Source organism: Pseudarthrobacter sp. rb, assembly GCF_056389225.1.
Map to the genome: position 1 here is coordinate 207,216 of NZ_JBWJAR010000004.1, position 16,331 is coordinate 223,546.

Below are 16,331 nucleotides of genomic sequence, written 5' to 3' on the forward strand. Positions count from 1 at the left end.
GGGCCCGTGCCCCCCAAACCGGGTGGGCCCGGGCTGGGGTTTTGGGGGCAGGGCCCGCTTTTGCGTTCCGGAATGGCGCGCCAGGAATGCGTACAGCCGTTGCCGCAGCTCTCCTGGCCGGTTCAGCTGCTGCCAATTGATCCGGAAGACTGCCCAACCCAGCTCCTGCAATGCGTTCTCCCGGCGCCGCTCCGCGAGCAGCACATCCGCCGCCGGCTTGTAGTCCGTGTACTTGGCGACGCCGTCGAACTCGATAATCGCCCGGGCGTCGGGGTCCGCGAAATCCGCCCGGAAAATGCCCTCGCGGGTGGTGATCCCAACCTGCGGTTCGAACATGCGCAGGCCAAGAGAATGCAGCATCAGCCTGGTCCGGGTCTCCCCCGGGGACTCGGACCGGGCATCCAGAACAGCCAGCAGGTCCCAGGCGCGCCTGCCGCCGCGGACCACTGGACTGTCGTTCAGCAGCTGCCGCATGGCCTCGATGGACGCACCCTTGCGCAGCGCGTGGTCACCGATCACAGCGGCCTTTTCCAAGGGCAGGATACGTGCGCAGTCCAGCACGGTCCGCTCGGCACTGGTGGTAAGGACTTCCCGCCCGTCGGGCGTCCACAGTGAAGCCTTCTCAGCTTCCGCGAGCGGCAGCCTGTGAGTCCGGACGTCCCTTCCTGCGCTGGCCTTCGAGTTGGCATACTGGGTTGTCACGTGCACGGCGGCACCGCCTTCCCAGACAAAAAGCCCCCGCAACAATGCCGCGCTCACGTGGCTGTACCGGGACCGGCCGTGGGTGGACTCGAAATGGGCCATCAGCCGGGCCTGGTCCCGGTCCCATTCTTTGAGCGCATGCCAGTTCCCGCTCCGGACGTAGGCTCCCCGCCGCAACCGAAGTACGGCACCGCTCTTCACGGCCGCAGTCAGCACACGGTCGTCCAGCCCGGCAGCCGACAATTGGTGGGTTGACGCAACCACCTGCCCGGGCCAGCGATGGTCGACGAGGGCCTGCAAATCATGGAACTTCATTGCTTAAGGGTCGACGGCGGACACCGGTATCGGAAGCACGCGACGCCGCTATGTGGAGGGACACCGGAGCGAGCGGCCCGTGCCCGCACAACCGTTGCTGCGCGCCACCGGTTATGCGGGGCTGGGCCGGTTATGTGGTGCTGGAAGCCGCTCAGGTGGCCAGGAACGTCGTGTAGCGCCGGCCGGCCTTGGCCAGGGCTGCCTGCGCCGCCGGGCCAAGCGGCCGGGCTTCGTCGAAGAGTTCGGGTACGACGGCGGCACCCGGCCCGGTGCCCTGCAGAGCCCACGTGCCAACTACCTTCCCCGCGGCAACCACCGTCTTCTTGAAGACACCGTTCCCGCCGGGCACGATCAGGTCGGAGTGCTCCGGCGCCAGGACGAGGCTGCGGTCCGTGTAGCCCAGGACAAACTCATCAAAACCCGGCAGCAGGTGGACAGACCGGCCGCCGGGCACGCCGGAGTCCAGGAGCTCCGCCACCTCCGGGGACAGCCAGTAGCTGGTCCCCTCGAACTCCAGCTCCACCAGCTCGCACCGGACGTGCTCAAACGCCGTGCGGACCTCGGTCAGCGGCAGCTGCGTCCACCAGGCGAAGTCGCGGAGGGTGGCCGGGCCGTGGCTCCGGAAGTACCGCAGCAGGAACTCGACCAGAGCCTCCTCCCGCTCCAGGCGCCGGGAGGAGGGGATCCACTCATCAAACGCCGCGATCAGCTGCTGGTTGCCGGCCAGTGGCCCCAGCACCAGCCAGCCGTGCCGGCACAACGAACCCAGGAGATGGATCCCCCGCTGGCCCTGGGTCGGCTGGCCTCCGTCGTCGAACACCTTGAACAGTGCGGCGCGGCTGACGGGACCCTCCGCCGAGATGTGTTCCAGCGCCAGGTCGCGGGCCTTCTCCACGTCCGCCCACGTAATCTCCAGCTGCCGGTGACGGCCCGCGATGCTCCTGCTAAGCCGTTCGGCCGTGAGGTCCAGCATCCAGCGCAGATCCTCCGGAGCCACGAGGTGCAACGTCCCCCGCATGGGCCAGGACCGGACAATAGCTCCGGAACTAATGGCGGCACGCACGTGGGAAAGCCCCGCGTTGGGCACCCGGACCCCGACCGCCCACAGTGCCGCCGGCAGGTCCTGCGCCTGCATGGCGGTCATCCACCGGACCAGCTCCGGCACAGAGGTACCCTCTATCCCGGCGAGCCGCTGGGACACCAGCCGGAGCCGGCCGACCATCCTGCCGTCGCGCAGGGCACCAAATGCAGCCATGCGCCCATCCTAGGCCGGGCGTGGCCCTGCGGGGACGGCTAGAGTTCGAGGCCGATGAGCAGCGGCTCCGGGTGCAGCGAAATGCCGAAGTGGCGTTCGACGCCGGCCCGCACCTCCCGCGCGACAGCCACCATATCGGCGGCGCTGGCGGAGCCACGGTTGGTGATGGCCAGGGTGTGCTTGGTGGACAGCGACGCCCGGCCTCCGGCCACGCCGTCGTCTTCCAGGCCGAAGCCCTTCCCGAAGCCGGCCTGGTCAATCAGCCATGCGGCAGAGAGCTTCACCATCCCGTCCTGCCCGGCCGGGTAGCGCGGAGCGTTTTCCGGCAGCTTGTCCGCGACGTCGGCCGCCACTATCGGGTTGGTGAAGAAGGACCCGGTGGAGTAGGTGTCCCGGTCAGCTGCGTCCCACACCATCCCCTTGGAGGCGCGCAGGCGGAGGACTTCCCGGCGGACGTCGTTCGCGTAGGCGCGCTGGCCCACTTCCACACCCAGGGCCCGGGCCAGCTCGGCATAACGGATGGGCGCGCTCATCCGCCCCAGCGGTAACTGGAACTCGACGGTGAGGACCACGTACCGCGGCGAGCCGTTGACCGTGGTCTGCTTGAGGATGGAGTCCCGGTAGCCGAACTTCAGCTCGGAGTTGGTGAAGGTCTGCACGGCGTTGCGCTCACGGTCCCAGGTGCGGACGGCCGCGATGGTCTGGGAAACATCTGCACCGTAGGCCCCCACGTTCTGGACAGGTGTGGCACCGGTTGACCCGGGGATACCGGACAGCGCCTCGGTTCCGGACCAGGCGTGGCGAACCGCGTGCTCCACCAGCTTGTCCCAGTTGTGGCCGGCCTGCACCACAACGGCCACTCCCCCGCAGGAGTCCTCGGCGTTGACCGTGAACCCCTCAGAGGCGATCCTGATGACGGTCCCCGGGAACCCGTCGTCGGACACGAGGAGGTTGGACCCGCCGCTGACGATCAGGACCTGTTCCCCGGCGGCATCCGCCGAGCGGACCGCGTCGATGATCTCAACCTCGGTACGGGCCTCGATGTACTTGCCGGCGGGGCCTCCGACGGCGGAGGTGGTCAGGGAGGAGAGGAGCGTGGAAGTCACCTGTCCACGTTACTTGAAGATAGTGTGCGGGCGCAGTGACGCGCAGTACCTTCAGGCCAGCTTCCGGGCCACCGGGGAGAGGACAAAGCTCACCGCGAGCATCACCATTACGGCCAGCAGCGAATGCAGGATGCCCACATGCTCGGCCAGCAGCCCCAGCAGCGGCGGCCCGCACAGGAACGCGGCATAGCCGATGGTGGACACCACGGACACCCGGGCGGCAGCCATCGCGGGATCGTCGGCTGCGGCGGACATGCCCACCGGGAAGCCCAGGGATGCTCCCAGGCCCCACAGTGCGAGCCCCACGTAGGCAAGCCACGGCACCGGCGCAAAGACGAAGACGCCCAGTCCCAGCACAGCCAGTGCAGCGCACCAGCGCATCACGGGAACCCTGCCGAATCTGTCCAGCAGTACCGTCCCGGCAAAACGCCCGATAGTCATGAACGTGACGAACAGCCCGTAGCCGGCGGCACCGGCAGCATCGCTTTGCCCGTGGCCGTCGGCCAGGGCGAGGGCCACCCAGTCCCCTGCCGCGCCTTCGGCCAGGGCGAGGCCCAGCACCAGGACACCCAGGAGCAGGGTCCGGCGGTCCCGCCACGCCTGGGCGATCTTCCGCTTGTTATCCAGCGGGGCGTCACCGGAGGCGGCTGCGGGAGCTATGACCGGGATTGGCCCCGTGCTGGGATCCTCGAAGGTGTCCGGGGAGTAACTGCGCTCCCCTGCCACCGGAGTGATGTCGGCCCGGAACCAGGACGCCGCCGTCGCCACCGAAACCGCCACCACGGCCCCGGCCGCCGCGAGGTGCCAGAACACGGGCAGGGACACCGCGGCGGCGAGGGCACCCAGCCCGGCGCCTGCCACCGTCCCCAGGCTGAAAGCGCCGTGGAGCCGCGGCATGATGTGCCTGCCCACCGCGCGCTCGACTGCGGCGCCTTCAACGTTGGATGCCGTGTTCCAGCTGCCGGTGCCCAGCCCGATGATGGCCAGGCCAATGGCGGTAGCCACGGGACTGGCCAGCACAGTTGTGCCAAAACCCGCGGTCAGCAGCCCTGCACCCACCATGATGCTGCCGGTCCGGATGGTCCGCTTGGAGCCCAACCGCAGCACGATCAGCCCGGAGGCAGACACGGAGGCAAAGGACCCCAGCGTCATGCACAGCAGGATGACGCCGATGTTGCCCGGGGTGAGGTCCAGCGTGTCCCGGATAGCGGGCAGCCGGGACACCCAGGAGGCAAAGGCAAGGCCACTGGCGCCGTAGGCCACCACGACGGCGTTTCGCCACGACGAGACCTGGGCGGCAGTCGCTGCGGTCCCTGCGGGAGTGGTCAAAAGGTGCAGCTCAAGACAACTTGACGACGGCCTGGGCCTTCATCAGGACCTTTTGCCCGGCGGAGACCACGGTGAGGTCGACGCGCGCGGTGCCGGCGTCGGCGTCGAGCTTTCCGACGGTTCCGCTGACCTCGATGGTGGCCCCGGGCTGGCCGGTTCCGGTGGTGTCGGTCACCAGGACCGGCTTGGTGAAGCGGGTCTGGAAATCGACGACGGCGGCCGGGTCGCCTGCCCAGTCCGTCACCAACTGGACGGCCGAGCCCATGGTGAACATGCCGTGCGCGATGACGCCGGGCAGTTCCACGCCGGTGGCGAAGGCCTCGTTCCAGTGGATGGGGTTGAAGTCCCCGGAGGCGCCGGCGTACTTGACCAGGTCGGTGCGCGTGACCTCGATGGTGCGGCTGCCGATTTCCTGGCCGGCGCTGAGTTCGTTGAAGCTGGGGCTCATGGTTACTGTCCCTCTCCGCGGACCAGGATGGATGACGTGGTGGTGGTGACGGGTTCCCGCGAATCACCGGAACCGAGGGCGAAGATCTCCGAACGCGTGGTGATCATGGCGCCGCCGCCCATGGCACGGACGCCGTCGACATGCAGTTCCGCGACGAGGCGGTCCCCGGCGACGATGGGCCGGTGGTGGGTGAAGCGCTGGTCTGCGTGGACCACGCGGGAGAAGTCGATGCCTGCGTCCGGGTCCTCGATGAGCTGGGCGTCGGCGCGCTGGGCGATGATGATGGCGAAGGTGGGCGGTGCCACCAGATCGGGGTGGCCCAGGGCCTTGGCTGCGTCCACGTCAAAGTGCGCGGGGTGGGTCGCCTTCACGGCGCGGGCGAACTCACGGATTTTCTCGCGGCCGACGTCATACACCTCTGCGGCAGGGTAGCTACGGCCCTGCAGGTCCGGATTGATAGTCATGGATTCCAGCCTATCGCTGCCCCGCCCCTCATAAGACGCCCCCTGCGGTGATATGATGATTTCATCAATTCATCAGGTCGCTGCGTCCGGTGTGCCGGGCAGCCATCGTGCACAGGAGCGCCACTTTTGATGCTGTCTTCCGCCCAAGCCCCGCTCTACGAGATCAAAGCGAACCTATTCAAAGGCCTGGCCCACCCGGCCAGGATACGCATCCTTGAGCTGCTGGCCGCGGCGCCGCAGGAGTCTGCCCCGGTGAGTTACCTTTTGGCAGAAACCGGACTGGAGGCCTCGCACCTCTCCCAGCACCTTGCCACCTTGCGGAAGCACAGGGTGGTGACCTCCGTACGCAGCGCCAATGCGGTGACGTACCAGCTTGCCCACCCAGGGGTCTCGCAGCTGCTTGCCATTGCCCGGACCTTCCTTGTGGACAGCCTGGCCGACTCCAATGAGCAGCTGCGGCTGGCACGGCAGCTGCCGGCGGAACACCTGGCCGGCGGGTCAGCCAAGTGACTGCGAACCCGGTCACGGCCCGTGGCACGGCCACGGAGAGCATCACCCGGTTCCTGCCCTCGCGGAAGGATTACGCCGGCCTTGCCGGCACCTGGCGCACCGACCTGCTGGCAGGGATCACCGTGGGCATTGTGGCGTTGCCGCTGGCCCTCGCGTTCGGCGTCAGCTCCGGGGTGGGCGCCGAAGCGGGCCTCATCACGGCGATCGTGGCCGGGCTGGTGGCGGCTGTCATGGGCGGGTCCCCGGTACAGGTATCTGGACCCACTGGCGCCATGGTGGTGGTACTGGCCCCCGTGGTGGCGGTCCATGGCATCGGCAGCGTCGCCCTTTTGTCCCTGATGGCGGGCCTGCTGGTCTGCGCCCTCGGCTTCAGTGGCCTGGGCCGGGCCGTGGCCTTCATCCCCTGGCCCGTCGTGGAAGGCTTCACGCTGGGCATTGCCGCCATCATCTTCCTGCAGCAGGTTCCGCTGGCCACCGGCACGTCCGGCACCCCCGGGCACAACACCCTCCTTGGCGCAGTGGAGGCGGCAGCAGGGGCCGCCGCCCCGACGGTGGTGCTGACGCTCGCGCTCGTGGCGGGAGTCGCCGTCGTGATGGTCCTGGTGCAGAAGTTGTTCCGCGCCCTGCCGGCCAGCCTGCTGGCGGTACTCCTGGCGACCGCCGCTGCCGAAATGCTGCAGCTCGACGTCCCGCGGATTGGTATACTCCCGCATTCCCTTCCGGCTCCGTCCTTCCCCGCCCTCGACCCTGCTTCCCTGGGCAACCTGGCGATGCCCGCCGTGGCTGTCGCCTTCCTGGCTGCCATCGAGTCACTGCTCTCGGCGCGCGTGGCCGCGGGGATGGCCGGGCCGAACGGCCGGCCCACCGGCCCCTACAGCCCCGACCGTGAGCTGATGGGACAGGGCCTGGCTTCCATCGCGGCCGGCCTGTTCGGCGGAATGCCGGCCACAGAAGCCATTGCACGGACCGCGGTCAACGTGCGGTCCGGCGCCAGGACCCGGCTGGCCGCAGCGGTGCACGCCATCGTGCTGCTGGGCATCACTTACCTGGCGTCAGGAATGGTCAGCCGCATCCCGCTGGCGGCACTGGGCGGAGTCCTGATGGTCACGGCAGTACGGATGGTCTCGCGGCGCACCATCACCGCCATCATGCGTTCCACCCGGGCAGACGCCGCGGTCTTCGTACTGACGGCCGTCATCACGGTGGCCTTCGACCTCATCATTGCCATCCAGATAGGGCTGGCCGCGGCGGCCCTCTTCGCGCTGCGGAAATTCGCTTCGCTGAGCGGGGTCCAGCGCGAGGGGATTCCCGGTCCGCCAGTGGAAGGAGACGAACACATCGCGGTCTTCCGGCTGGATGGAGCGATGTTCTTTGGTGCCGCCGAACGCATCCTCCAGGAGATCAGCCAAGTCAAGGACGTGCAGGTGGCCATCATCAGGTTGTCCCAGCTGCGGATGCTGGACGCGACCGGCGCCCACGCCCTGGTGGAGGTCATTTCCGCCCTGGAGCTGCGCGGCATCACCGTTTTACTCAAGGGTGTGCGACCGGACCACCTTGACCTGGTGACCAACGTGGGCGTGATCCGTTCCCTGCGGCACCACAAGCACCTGTTCGACCAGCTCCCGGATGCCGTGGAACATGCCCGCAGCCACGTGCTGCGGAACGCGGCAGCTAGCGCCTGAGGTTTTTGCGGATCGCCTGGCCCCGGACCACGATGCCCACGACGTGAAGGACCAGCCCCAGCCCGATGAGGGGCAGGGAAGCCATGGCCAGCGCCTGGTTGCCGCTGGTGTTGCCCACCAGGTTCAGGATGATGCCGAAGGCGATCAGTCCCATCGCGCTGAAGACCAGGACTTTGTAGCGGGTAGGCGCGGTGGCCCAGAATTCGTTCAGCACCGTCCAAGTCTACCGAGTCCCCGGCCACCCCGGCGGGCGGCCCGGGGCCCCGGGCTCAGAACAACGCTTCCTGCACTGCCGGCACCTCTGAGGCGTACTCCCCCAGCACGACGGTCCGGGCGGCCAGCTGGGACAGGTTCACCACGAACTCGGCGTCCGTGCCGTCCAGCCGGGCCAGCGCGTTGGCCCCGCCCAGGGCTGCGATGCTGAAACCGTGTTGCCCCTGGTCCAGGGCGTGCGGATAGGCGTGGCGGGACGCGCTTCCGTACAGGGCATCAGCATGCGCGGGACGCAGCCACTGCTCCTCCACGGCCTGAAAGCCGTCGACGGCGGTGCGCGCCAGCAGGGCCCGTACGTCACCGGCGGCGCGGGAATTGACTTCGTCCACCGCGCTGGGCGGCAGCGGCCGCAGCAGCGCCTCCGCCTTCGCGGCCGAGCGCACCTGCTGGGTCAGGCCGACACCGGCTGTCACCAGATCCTCGAGGACCCTTACCACGCGGCCATCCTCCGCCCTGGCAACATACCTCGCCACCGCGGCCCCCTGCTCCGCCAAACGGTTCCACTTCCGCGGGCCGGAGGCCGTTCCCACCTTGGTGGTGCCTCCCGCGAACGTGGCCACGTAGAGCCAGTGTTCCTGCATCAGGTAGTCCCGCAGGCCGGGGGTCACCCTGCCGCCGCGGTGGAAGTCGTGCATCAGGCGGGGCTCGTCCAGTACGAAGCACCGCTCGCATTGCTTGCCCCGGAGGGCCGGGGCGGCGGAGCCGCACAGGATGTGGCGGCGGGAGCCGGCCGACTGGACCTGGACGTGGCCCAGGCAGAACCGGCCGGGTTCCACCACCTTGAAGCCGAGCCGGCTGCCAGCCCTGAGGCTGAGCTCCAGGAAGTCCCCCTCGGGTGACTGCAGGCGCAGGACCGGGCCGCCGGCGTCGTCCGCTGGGGTTGAGGCAGGCGGACCATCCCAAAAGACCCCGTGGACCAGATAGCGGGTATCGGTCACGGGGTCTCCTGAAGTGATGGGTGGCGCTACAGCGCGGGCTGCACCCCAAAGGCTACCGCGAGCTTCATGATCTTCTCGGCGCGGCCCAGGCGGGGCAGGTCGGAGCCGTCACGGATCACGCGGCCGTTGGCTTCGAAGTCGTTCATGAAGTCGGTGGCCCAGGCGACGTCCGACGGCGTGGGGCTGATGACCTCGTTGATCACCGGGGTCTGGTCGATGGCCAGGCAGAGCTTGCCGGTCATGCCCATCATCACGGTGATGCCGGTCTGCTCGCGCAGGATGGGGTGGTTGGTGCCGACGGTGGGGCCGTCGATGGGGCCGGGCAGGTTGCCGACGCGGCTGGCGACGACGAGCTTGGCGCGCGGGTAGGCCATGGCCTCGGGGGTGGCGGCCATGCCCGTGTCGCGGCGGAAGTCACCGGAGCCGAAGGCCAGGCGGAACGCGCCCTGGGCCTTGGCGATGTGGTTGGCTTCCTCGATGCCGAGCGCGGATTCCACCAGCGGGATCACGGGCGTCTTACCGTCCATGCGGTGGTAGCTCTCGGTCACCTGGTCCGCGGATTCGGTCTTGGCGAGCATGACCCCCAGCAGGCCGGGCGTGCCGCGGAGACCTGCGAGGTCATCGGCCCAGAACGGGCTGGTGGCGTCGTTGATCCGGACCCAGGCCTTGCCACCGGCGGTCAGCCAGTCGATGACGTTGTTCCGGGCCTGGTCCTTCTGCGACGGGTCCACCGCGTCTTCAATATCCAGGATGATCGAATCGGCCCGGGACACGGCCGACTGGTCGAAGAGCTCCGGCTTCATGGCATTGACCAGCAACCAGGAACGGGCGATCTCTGCAGGGATATTGCGTTCCGGCCTAACGGTTTCGGCGGCGATGGTAGACGTCATGCTTTCTACAGTATCCGGCCTGCAAGCGGCACGGCGAAGAAAACGGCCGGCTTGTGAGGATCAATACGAACTAAACGCGTTGTGACTGCGCTTCAGCCAAAAATGAAGCAGCAGGTGCCGTTCCGGCGCTTCCGGAACGGCACCTGCTGCAGCAAGGCTGGGAGGGCTAGGGGATGTTGCTGCCCCGCGCGGTCACCCACAGCTTGTACCAGTCGGCACGGGTCAGCACCCCGGCCACGCGGGCGGCATCCCCGCAGGCCCGGATCCGGTCCGGATTGACCGTGCCAATGACCGGTGCGATCCCGGCCGGATGCTTCATCAGCCATCCCAGGAGGATGGCTTCGCCGGACGAGCCGTAATGGGCGGCAAGCTGCGCCACGAGTTCCGCGGTGGCTGCCTCCGCAGAGGTGGGGTTCTCCTGCTCGGCGCCGGTGTAGACGCCCTTGGCCAGGGAGCCGTACGCCTGCAGGGTGACGTTGTTGCGCGTGCAGTACTCCAGCGTGCCGTGCGGAAAACTGTAGTCCAGGTGCTCCGGGTGGTTAACCAGGACCTGGCTTTCCAGCCACGCCCGCTTGAGCAGGCTCATCTCCAGCTGGTTGGCCACCACAGAGGTCTCCAGCCGGTCCTGCAGCACTTCGATCTGCGCCGCGGACATGTTGGACACGCCCAGTTGGCGGACCTTTCCTTCGGCCATGAGCTGTCCGACGGCGGCTGCCACCTCCGCCGGGTCCGCCAGGGGGTCCGGGCGGTGCAGCAGGAGGATGTCCACGTAGTCGGCCTGCAACCGTTTGAGGCTCCCGTTGACCCGCTCCAGGATGGCCTCCCGGCTCAGGTCGTAGTGGGTCTGCAGGCCACGCTCGTTCAAACGGATGCCGCATTTGGTCTGCAGCCGGATGCGCTCCCGCAGGCCCGGGGCGGCGGCCAGCACCTCACCGAAAACAGCCTCGGACTTGCCGCTGCGGTAAATGTCGGCGTGGTCGAACAGGGTGATGCCCGCGTCCAGGGCGGCCTGCACGGCAGCAGCGGCCTGGTCCACATGGTCAGCGCCATGCGGCTCATCAGACCAGCTGCCGCCCAGTCCCATGCATCCGTAGATGACTTCCTGCATCAGGAAGCCCCGACCGGGCACGGCACGTGCATCAGCGCAGCCATGCGGTGGTGTTGGCCGGCAGCTTGCCGTCCTCCAGCGGGGAGCTGCTGACCAGGACCGCACCGGCGGGAAGGTCGACGGCGGTGTTCCCGAAGTTGGTCACGGACTGCCACCCGTTGGGGCGCTTGAAGTGCAGGACGTCCGGGTTGCCGTTCTCCACCCATTCAAGGTCCTCGTCGGTCAGCAGTTCGCGGCGCAGTTTCAGTGCCTTGCGGTAAAGCTCCAGCGTGGAGCCCTCGGTCCCGTCCTGGGCCTCGACGGCATACTTGCTGAACCAGTCCGGCTGCGGCAGGTGCGCTCCGCCATCGCCGAAGCCGAAGGAGGTGCCTTCCACCTTCCACGGCAGCGGCACGCGGCAGCCGTCGCGGCCGATTTCGACGCCCTTGTTGCGGAAGAAGGATGGGTCCTGGCGTTCTGACTCGGGAATCTCGGCCACTTCCTGCAGGCCCAGTTCCTCACCCTGGTACAGGTACGCGGATCCGGGGACAGCCAGCATCAGCAAGGTGGCGGCGCGGGCACGGCGTTCACCCAGTTCAACGTCCAGCTGGTCCTTGGGGCCGCCAGCGAGCAGCCAGTCCTTGCCGTCCTGGCCCTTGGCACCGGCCTTTGCCTTGGCCACCTGCGGCAGGCCGTAGCGGGTGGCGTGGCGCACCACGTCGTGGTTGGAGAACACCCAGGTGGAGGAGGCGCCGGTGGCCGCCGCCTCGGCAAGGTTCCGGGTGATGATTTCCTTGTACTCGGCGGCGTCGAAGTCAGCCTGAAGGAGGTCGAAGTTGAACGCCTGGCCCAGGCCCTGGGGGCTGGCGTAGCGGGCCCGGCGGGTGGCGTGGACCCATGCTTCAGCGACGGCGGTGCGCGGCGGGTTGTACTCGTTGAACACCTCGCGCCATTCGGCGTAGATTTCGTGGACTTCGTCGCGGTCCCAGAACGGGTGCGTTCCGTCGTCGAATCCGTCCACGCCGGTGTTGGCGGCGCTCAGTTCAAGCTTGGACAGCAGCGGCTCGGTGAGGTCTTTGGTGAGGGCGTGCGCCACGTCAACGCGGAAGCCGTCCACGCCCCGGTCCGACCAGAAGCGCAGCGTCTTGAGGAAGTCATCCCGGATTTCCCGGTTGGACCAGTTCAGGTCCGGCTGCTCCTTGGCGAAGATGTGCATGTACCACTGGCCGGGGGTGCCGTCGGGTTCGGTGATGCGCTCCCAGGCCGGTCCGCCGAACACGGAGTCCCAGTCCGACGGCGGGAACTCGCCGTTGGGGCCCTTGCCGTCGCGGAAGATGTAGCGGTCGCGGGCCGGGGAGCCCTTGGCTGATGCCAGCGCTTCCTGGAACCACTTGTGGCGGTCGGACGAATGGTTGGGAACGATGTCCGCGATCAGCTTGATCCCGGCGTCGTGCAGTGCCTTGGCCATCTCGTCGAAGTCAGCCAGCGTGCCCAGCTTGGGGTCGACGTCGCGGTAGTCATCGACGTCGTAGCCGCCGTCGGCGAGCGCGGACGGGTAGAACGGGCTGAGCCACACGGCGTCGATACCCAGCGTCTTCAGGTAGGGGACCTTGGCGGTGATGCCCTTCAGGTCGCCGATGCCGTCGCCGTTGGAGTCGGCGAAGCTGCGGGGGTAGATCTGGTAAACGGAGGCCTGGCGCCACCAGTTGGGGTCGGCCAGACGGTCAGAGTCGGACAGGGTTGCCAGAGTGGCGGTGGTGGACAAGGACTGACCCTTTTCTTCAGTGCGGCTATATTTATATTGAGTCTAAATTTACTTACCCAAGTATTATCTGGTGCTTTGGACAGGAAGGTCAACAGGATGCCTGAACCGGTTCCCGCTACTCCCCAACTGTTGCGGCGCGTCAGTGCCGGCGCGGTCCTGGAGTTCATGCGCGCCTCGGGGGCTGTCACCGTCACCGAAGTCATGGCGGCGACTGGCCTGACCCGCGCCACCACCATCGCCGTCTGCGAGGACCTGGTCCGGCGGGGCTGGCTCCTGGAACTGGAAAACCAGCGGGAGTTCGGCGGGTACCGGAAGGGCCGCCCGGCCCGGCGCTTCGAGCTCAATGAGCGGGCCGGCGTGGTGCTGGGCATGGATATTGGATATTCGAAGGTCACCGTGGTGGTCTCCGATCTCCGGGGCAGGACAATGGCCCGGTCCAGCCGCCCCTTCCAGGCCGGTGAGGTCGGTTCCCGGGAGCGGATCGCCTTCATCGACGGCGTCGCCATGGAGGCACTGCGCTCCGCCGCGGCGGACCCCGGACAGGTTCTGGCCGTGTGCGCCGGTGTGGCAGCACCCGTGGACCGGCGCGGGGAGGTGGTGGCCACGCAAAAGTTCTGGGGGCTGTTCGACCTGGGACTGCCGGCGGCACTCAAAGCAGCCCGCGGATGGACCGTCCTGCTGGAAAACGACGCCAACCTTGCTGCCCTGGGTGACCGGTGGCAGGGGGCCGCCGCCGGCATCGACGACGTCGTGGTGATTTTGGCCAGTGAACGGCTGGGCTCCGGCATCGTGGAGGGCGGCCGGCTGGTGCATGGAACCCGGGGCAGCGCCGGGGAGCTCGCCTACCTGAACCTGGTGGAAGGCGTCGGCGATACGTACGGCATCGCCCACCTGGCCCGCACGTGGGCCGCCGAAGCACTGGCCACCACCGCGCCGACTGCCCTCCGGGCCTTCCAGCCCGGGCGGGTGGAGGCAGAACAGGTCTTCGCCGCCGCAGCCCAAGGGGATGCCGTGGCGTTGGAGATCCTGGACCGGCTGGCGGACAGGATGGCGCGGGTGGTGGGCACCGTGGCCACCATGCTCAACCCGGAACTGGTGGTGATCGGCGGCGGTGTGGCGGACTCCGCCCACGTGCTCCTGGCCCCGATCAGCGAGCGCCTGGCCGGGTATACCGCCACCCCCGCCCGCGTGGCGGTATCCCCGCTGGGCGATTCCATCGTGACCGTAGGCGCGGTGCGCCGCGCCCTGGACTACGTAGAAGGGAACTCCCTGGACCTGGTGCTGGCTGCGGCCGCTACTCCGGCATGACCATGGTGCGCAGGTCCAGCTGACGGAGCACCCGGTCCGCCACCTCGGGGTCCATGTCCGGCTCGTTCCGCGCCGCTACCACTTCCTGCCGCGCCGCATCCAGCGCGATGGTCTGGACCGCGATGGCCAGTTCGCGTCCCCGCTGGCGCTTTTCCGCCAGAGGTTCGTTCCGCAGGCTGCCGTCCGTCAGTTCAGCGTGCAGGCGGCGCATCCGGTCCTTGACCAGCGTTACCTTCTCCGGCGGCAGGTCCGTCATCAGGTCGTGCTGCTTCAAGGCTGCGACGGCCGCGGCCTGGGCGCGTGCGGCGAGCAGCCGGACAGCGTCACGTTCCGCCGTTCCGTCCTCGGAGGCCTTGAGGACACGCATCAGCCACGGCAGCGTCAGGCCGGGAAGGACCAACGTGGCCAGCAGCACCGCGCAGGCAATGACCAGCAGATAGTCCCGCCCCGGGAACGGCGTGCCGTCCGCCAAGGTCAGCGGCAGCGCCAGGGCCAATGCCAGGGTTGCCAGACCGCGCATGCCGCACCAGGTCAGGATGAGGACTTCCTTCAGGGACGTGGGCTGCAGGACGTTCTTCCGTTTCCGGGCACCCAGTGCCAGGACGGCCAGCCACAGGAACCGGACCGCGAACACCAGGACGCAGACCACAGCGGCCACCCCGATCATGCCGAAGATCTCCGCCCCCTCGTCGCGGATGACATGCCTGATTTCCAGCCCCACCAGGCCGAACGCCAGCCCCGTAACCAGCAACTCCACCACATCCCAGAAGGCGTTCCGGGTGACACGCTCCGCCGCGTCCTGCGGGCGTGCATGGCGCTGCATTTCAAGGGCCGTGACCACCACGGCGATAACGCCGGAAGCGTGCACCTCCTCGGCGAGGATGTAGGCGGCGAAGGGCACCACCAGGGTCACTGCGCTCCGGGCCACCATGGACGTGACCAGCCGGGTGACCAGCGCGATCAGCCAGCCCATGGCAATGCCCACCAGGACGGCAAGTGCCGCACCCATCAGGAACTGCAGGACGACGTCGGGCCCCACCTTGGTGCCGCCCACGGCGGCTGCCACGGCTGCCTGGAAGATGACGATGGCCGCGGCGTCGTTGAACAACCCCTCGCTCTGGAGGACGGTGATGAGGCGGCGCGGCATGTGCACCCGGCCGGCCACGGATTCCACGGCCACAGGGTCCGGTGGCGCCACCATGGCACCGAGGGCGATGGCTGCGGGGACCCCGATGCCGGGAATCATCAGCCATGCCGCACCGGCCACCACCGCCGTGCTGATGACTACCAGCGCCACGGCGAGCAGGATCAGCGTCCGCCACCGGACACGGAACACCGCCCACGAGCTCCGCTGGGCGGTGGCGAACAGGAGCGGCGGAAGGAAGATGGGCAGGATCAGGGCCGGTTCAATCTCCAGGTCGGGGAAGCCGGGAATGAACGTCAGCGCCGCCGCCAGGAGGAGCATCAGGACCGGGTATGGCAGCCGGAGCCTGTCCCCCAGGCCCACGGCCACCACCGTGGCCAGCAGCAGTCCAATGATGAGTGCGAGCTGGTCCATAAGCCTCTTCGCCGCCGGCTACGCGCGGGGTTCCAGTGCCGCCGCCACGGGAAGGGTGCCGTCGCGGAACTCAATGGTCCGGCCGGCAGTCTGGGGAAGGTCCAGTACTGCCGCTGCCACGATGGCCGTATTGGCACGGGAGGTGTCCCGGTCCCCTTCCGGTGAGGGGTCGACGTCGATCAGCCCGGTTCCGGGCTTGTCCGTCAGCGCGCCGGGCCCAAGGATGGTCCACGCCAGGCCGGTGCCGCGCAGGTACTCGTCCGCTGCCGCCTTGGCTTCCGCGTAGGCAAAGAAACTGTTGTCCTCCGGCACCCCGTGGTCCTTGCCGGCACCGAAGTAGGAGACCATGATGTACCGGTCCACGCCGGCCTGGGCCGCGGCATCCATGGAGCGGATGGCGGCGTCCCGGTCCACCGCGTAGGTGCGTTCGGGGTCGCCGCCGCCGGCCCCCGCCGACCAGACCACGGCGTCATGCCCGGCAAGGGCATCGGCAATGGCGGCCGTCGTCGAATTTTCCACGTCCAGGACCAACGGCGTGGCCCCGGTGCCGGCGACGTCGTCGGCGTGGTCCGGATTCCGGATGAACGAGGTGACGGAGTGGCCCTCGCCGGTGAGAAGGGCGGACAGGAGGAGGGCCACTTTGCCGTGGCCGCCGATGATGGCGATGCGTGTCATGCACCCATTCTGCCTGCACGCCGCCT

At 68.3% G+C, this 16,331-nt stretch carries 16 protein-coding genes; 3 read left to right on the forward strand and 13 right to left on the reverse strand.

From position 1 onward, the window contains the following. The 6 genes from ACWRN3_RS07790 to ACWRN3_RS07815 form a co-directional block, all read right to left on the reverse strand. Positions 1–1,017 (reverse strand): hypothetical protein (locus ACWRN3_RS07790; RefSeq protein WP_476740278.1); only part of this gene is annotated, 1,017 nt, incomplete at its 3' end. 151 nt (positions 1,018–1,168) lie between these two features. Further along, positions 1,169–2,272 (reverse strand): winged helix DNA-binding domain-containing protein, encoded by a 1,104-nt coding sequence (locus tag ACWRN3_RS07795; RefSeq protein ID WP_476740279.1) that lies wholly within the window; start codon positions 2,270–2,272, stop codon positions 1,169–1,171. Between the two features lie 38 nt (positions 2,273–2,310). Beyond that, positions 2,311–3,378, reverse strand: a complete 1,068-nt coding sequence (locus ACWRN3_RS07800) for a UDP-N-acetylmuramate dehydrogenase (protein WP_476740280.1) — start codon at positions 3,376–3,378, stop codon at positions 2,311–2,313. A 51-nt stretch (positions 3,379–3,429) separates the two neighbouring features. Further along, positions 3,430–4,707 (reverse strand): MFS transporter, encoded by a 1,278-nt coding sequence (locus ACWRN3_RS07805; protein WP_476740281.1) that lies wholly within the window; start codon positions 4,705–4,707, stop codon positions 3,430–3,432. A gap of 10 nt (positions 4,708–4,717) precedes the next feature. Further along, entirely contained in the window at positions 4,718–5,155 is a 438-nt protein-coding gene (locus ACWRN3_RS07810; RefSeq protein ID WP_476740282.1) for a MaoC family dehydratase, read from the reverse strand. 2 nt (positions 5,156–5,157) lie between these two features. Further along, a complete protein-coding gene (locus ACWRN3_RS07815) occupies positions 5,158–5,619 on the reverse strand; it encodes an FAS1-like dehydratase domain-containing protein (RefSeq protein WP_255172885.1) in 462 nt (153 codons plus the stop codon). Between the two features lie 129 nt (positions 5,620–5,748). Here ACWRN3_RS07815 and ACWRN3_RS07820 point away from each other — a divergent pair, with 129 nt between their 5' ends. Together ACWRN3_RS07820 and ACWRN3_RS07825 are read left to right on the forward strand one after the other, a co-directional pair. After that, positions 5,749–6,129, forward strand: a complete 381-nt coding sequence (locus ACWRN3_RS07820; RefSeq protein WP_324642681.1) for an ArsR/SmtB family transcription factor — start codon at positions 5,749–5,751, stop codon at positions 6,127–6,129. Next, positions 6,126–7,811, forward strand: a complete 1,686-nt coding sequence (locus ACWRN3_RS07825) for a SulP family inorganic anion transporter (RefSeq protein WP_476740283.1) — start codon at positions 6,126–6,128, stop codon at positions 7,809–7,811. The genes ACWRN3_RS07820 and ACWRN3_RS07825 overlap by 4 nt, the downstream gene beginning before the upstream one ends. Here ACWRN3_RS07825 and ACWRN3_RS07830 read toward each other — a convergent pair. The 5 genes from ACWRN3_RS07830 to ACWRN3_RS07850 all read right to left on the reverse strand — a co-directional run bounded on the left by ACWRN3_RS07830 (position 7,801) and on the right by ACWRN3_RS07850 (position 12,764). Further along, positions 7,801–8,025 carry a DUF3188 domain-containing protein gene (locus ACWRN3_RS07830; RefSeq protein WP_476740284.1) on the reverse strand — a complete coding sequence of 75 codons (225 nt, stop codon included), beginning with the start codon at positions 8,023–8,025 and terminating at the stop codon, positions 7,801–7,803. The genes ACWRN3_RS07825 and ACWRN3_RS07830 overlap by 11 nt on opposite strands. Before the next feature lie 55 nt (positions 8,026–8,080). Then, positions 8,081–9,022, reverse strand: a complete 942-nt coding sequence (locus ACWRN3_RS07835; protein ID WP_476740285.1) for a DUF2797 domain-containing protein — start codon at positions 9,020–9,022, stop codon at positions 8,081–8,083. 26 nt (positions 9,023–9,048) lie between these two features. Beyond that, a complete protein-coding gene (locus ACWRN3_RS07840; RefSeq protein WP_141942759.1) occupies positions 9,049–9,912 on the reverse strand; it encodes an HpcH/HpaI aldolase/citrate lyase family protein in 864 nt (287 codons plus the stop codon). 166 nt (positions 9,913–10,078) lie between these two features. Then, positions 10,079–11,020, reverse strand: coding sequence for an aldo/keto reductase (locus tag ACWRN3_RS07845; protein ID WP_476740286.1), 942 nt, complete (start codon positions 11,018–11,020; stop codon positions 10,079–10,081). Between the two features lie 31 nt (positions 11,021–11,051). Beyond that, the gene (locus ACWRN3_RS07850) at positions 11,052–12,764 is read right to left on the reverse strand and encodes a glycoside hydrolase family 13 protein (protein WP_476740287.1); all 1,713 of its coding nucleotides are present in this window, start codon (positions 12,762–12,764) and stop codon (positions 11,052–11,054) included. A 96-nt stretch (positions 12,765–12,860) separates the two neighbouring features. On the opposite strand from ACWRN3_RS07850, the gene ACWRN3_RS07855 reads away from it, so the two are divergent. Beyond that, on the forward strand, positions 12,861–14,072 hold the full coding sequence (locus tag ACWRN3_RS07855) for an ROK family protein (protein ID WP_476740288.1): 1,212 nt from the start codon (positions 12,861–12,863) through the stop codon (positions 14,070–14,072). Here the strand turns inward: ACWRN3_RS07855 and ACWRN3_RS07860 are convergent. Both ACWRN3_RS07860 and ACWRN3_RS07865 read right to left on the reverse strand, forming a co-directional pair. Continuing rightward, complete coding sequence (locus tag ACWRN3_RS07860) at positions 14,059–15,630, reverse strand: Na+/H+ antiporter (protein WP_476740289.1); 1,572 nt, start codon at positions 15,628–15,630, stop codon at positions 14,059–14,061. The genes ACWRN3_RS07855 and ACWRN3_RS07860 overlap by 14 nt on opposite strands. An 18-nt stretch (positions 15,631–15,648) precedes the next feature. After that, positions 15,649–16,305 carry an SDR family oxidoreductase gene (locus ACWRN3_RS07865; protein ID WP_476740290.1) on the reverse strand — a complete coding sequence of 219 codons (657 nt, stop codon included), beginning with the start codon at positions 16,303–16,305 and terminating at the stop codon, positions 15,649–15,651. Between the last annotated feature and the right edge of the window lie 26 nt (positions 16,306–16,331).

Coding starts and splice junctions, on each gene's coding strand:
- ACWRN3_RS07795 (WP_476740279.1), bottom strand. CDS start 2,272: ATGGCTGCATTTGGTGCCCTGCGCGACGGCAGGATGGTCGGCCGGCTC.
- ACWRN3_RS07810 (WP_476740282.1), bottom strand. CDS start 5,155: ATGAGCCCCAGCTTCAACGAACTCAGCGCCGGCCAGGAAATCGGCAGC.
- ACWRN3_RS07815 (WP_255172885.1), bottom strand. CDS start 5,619: ATGACTATCAATCCGGACCTGCAGGGCCGTAGCTACCCTGCCGCAGAG.
- ACWRN3_RS07820 (WP_324642681.1), top strand. CDS start 5,749: ATGCTGTCTTCCGCCCAAGCCCCGCTCTACGAGATCAAAGCGAACCTA.
- ACWRN3_RS07840 (WP_141942759.1), bottom strand. CDS start 9,912: ATGACGTCTACCATCGCCGCCGAAACCGTTAGGCCGGAACGCAATATC.
- ACWRN3_RS07845 (WP_476740286.1), bottom strand. CDS start 11,020: ATGCAGGAAGTCATCTACGGATGCATGGGACTGGGCGGCAGCTGGTCT.
- ACWRN3_RS07855 (WP_476740288.1), top strand. CDS start 12,861: ATGCCTGAACCGGTTCCCGCTACTCCCCAACTGTTGCGGCGCGTCAGT.
- ACWRN3_RS07860 (WP_476740289.1), bottom strand. CDS start 15,630: ATGGACCAGCTCGCACTCATCATTGGACTGCTGCTGGCCACGGTGGTG.
- ACWRN3_RS07865 (WP_476740290.1), bottom strand. CDS start 16,305: ATGACACGCATCGCCATCATCGGCGGCCACGGCAAAGTGGCCCTCCTC.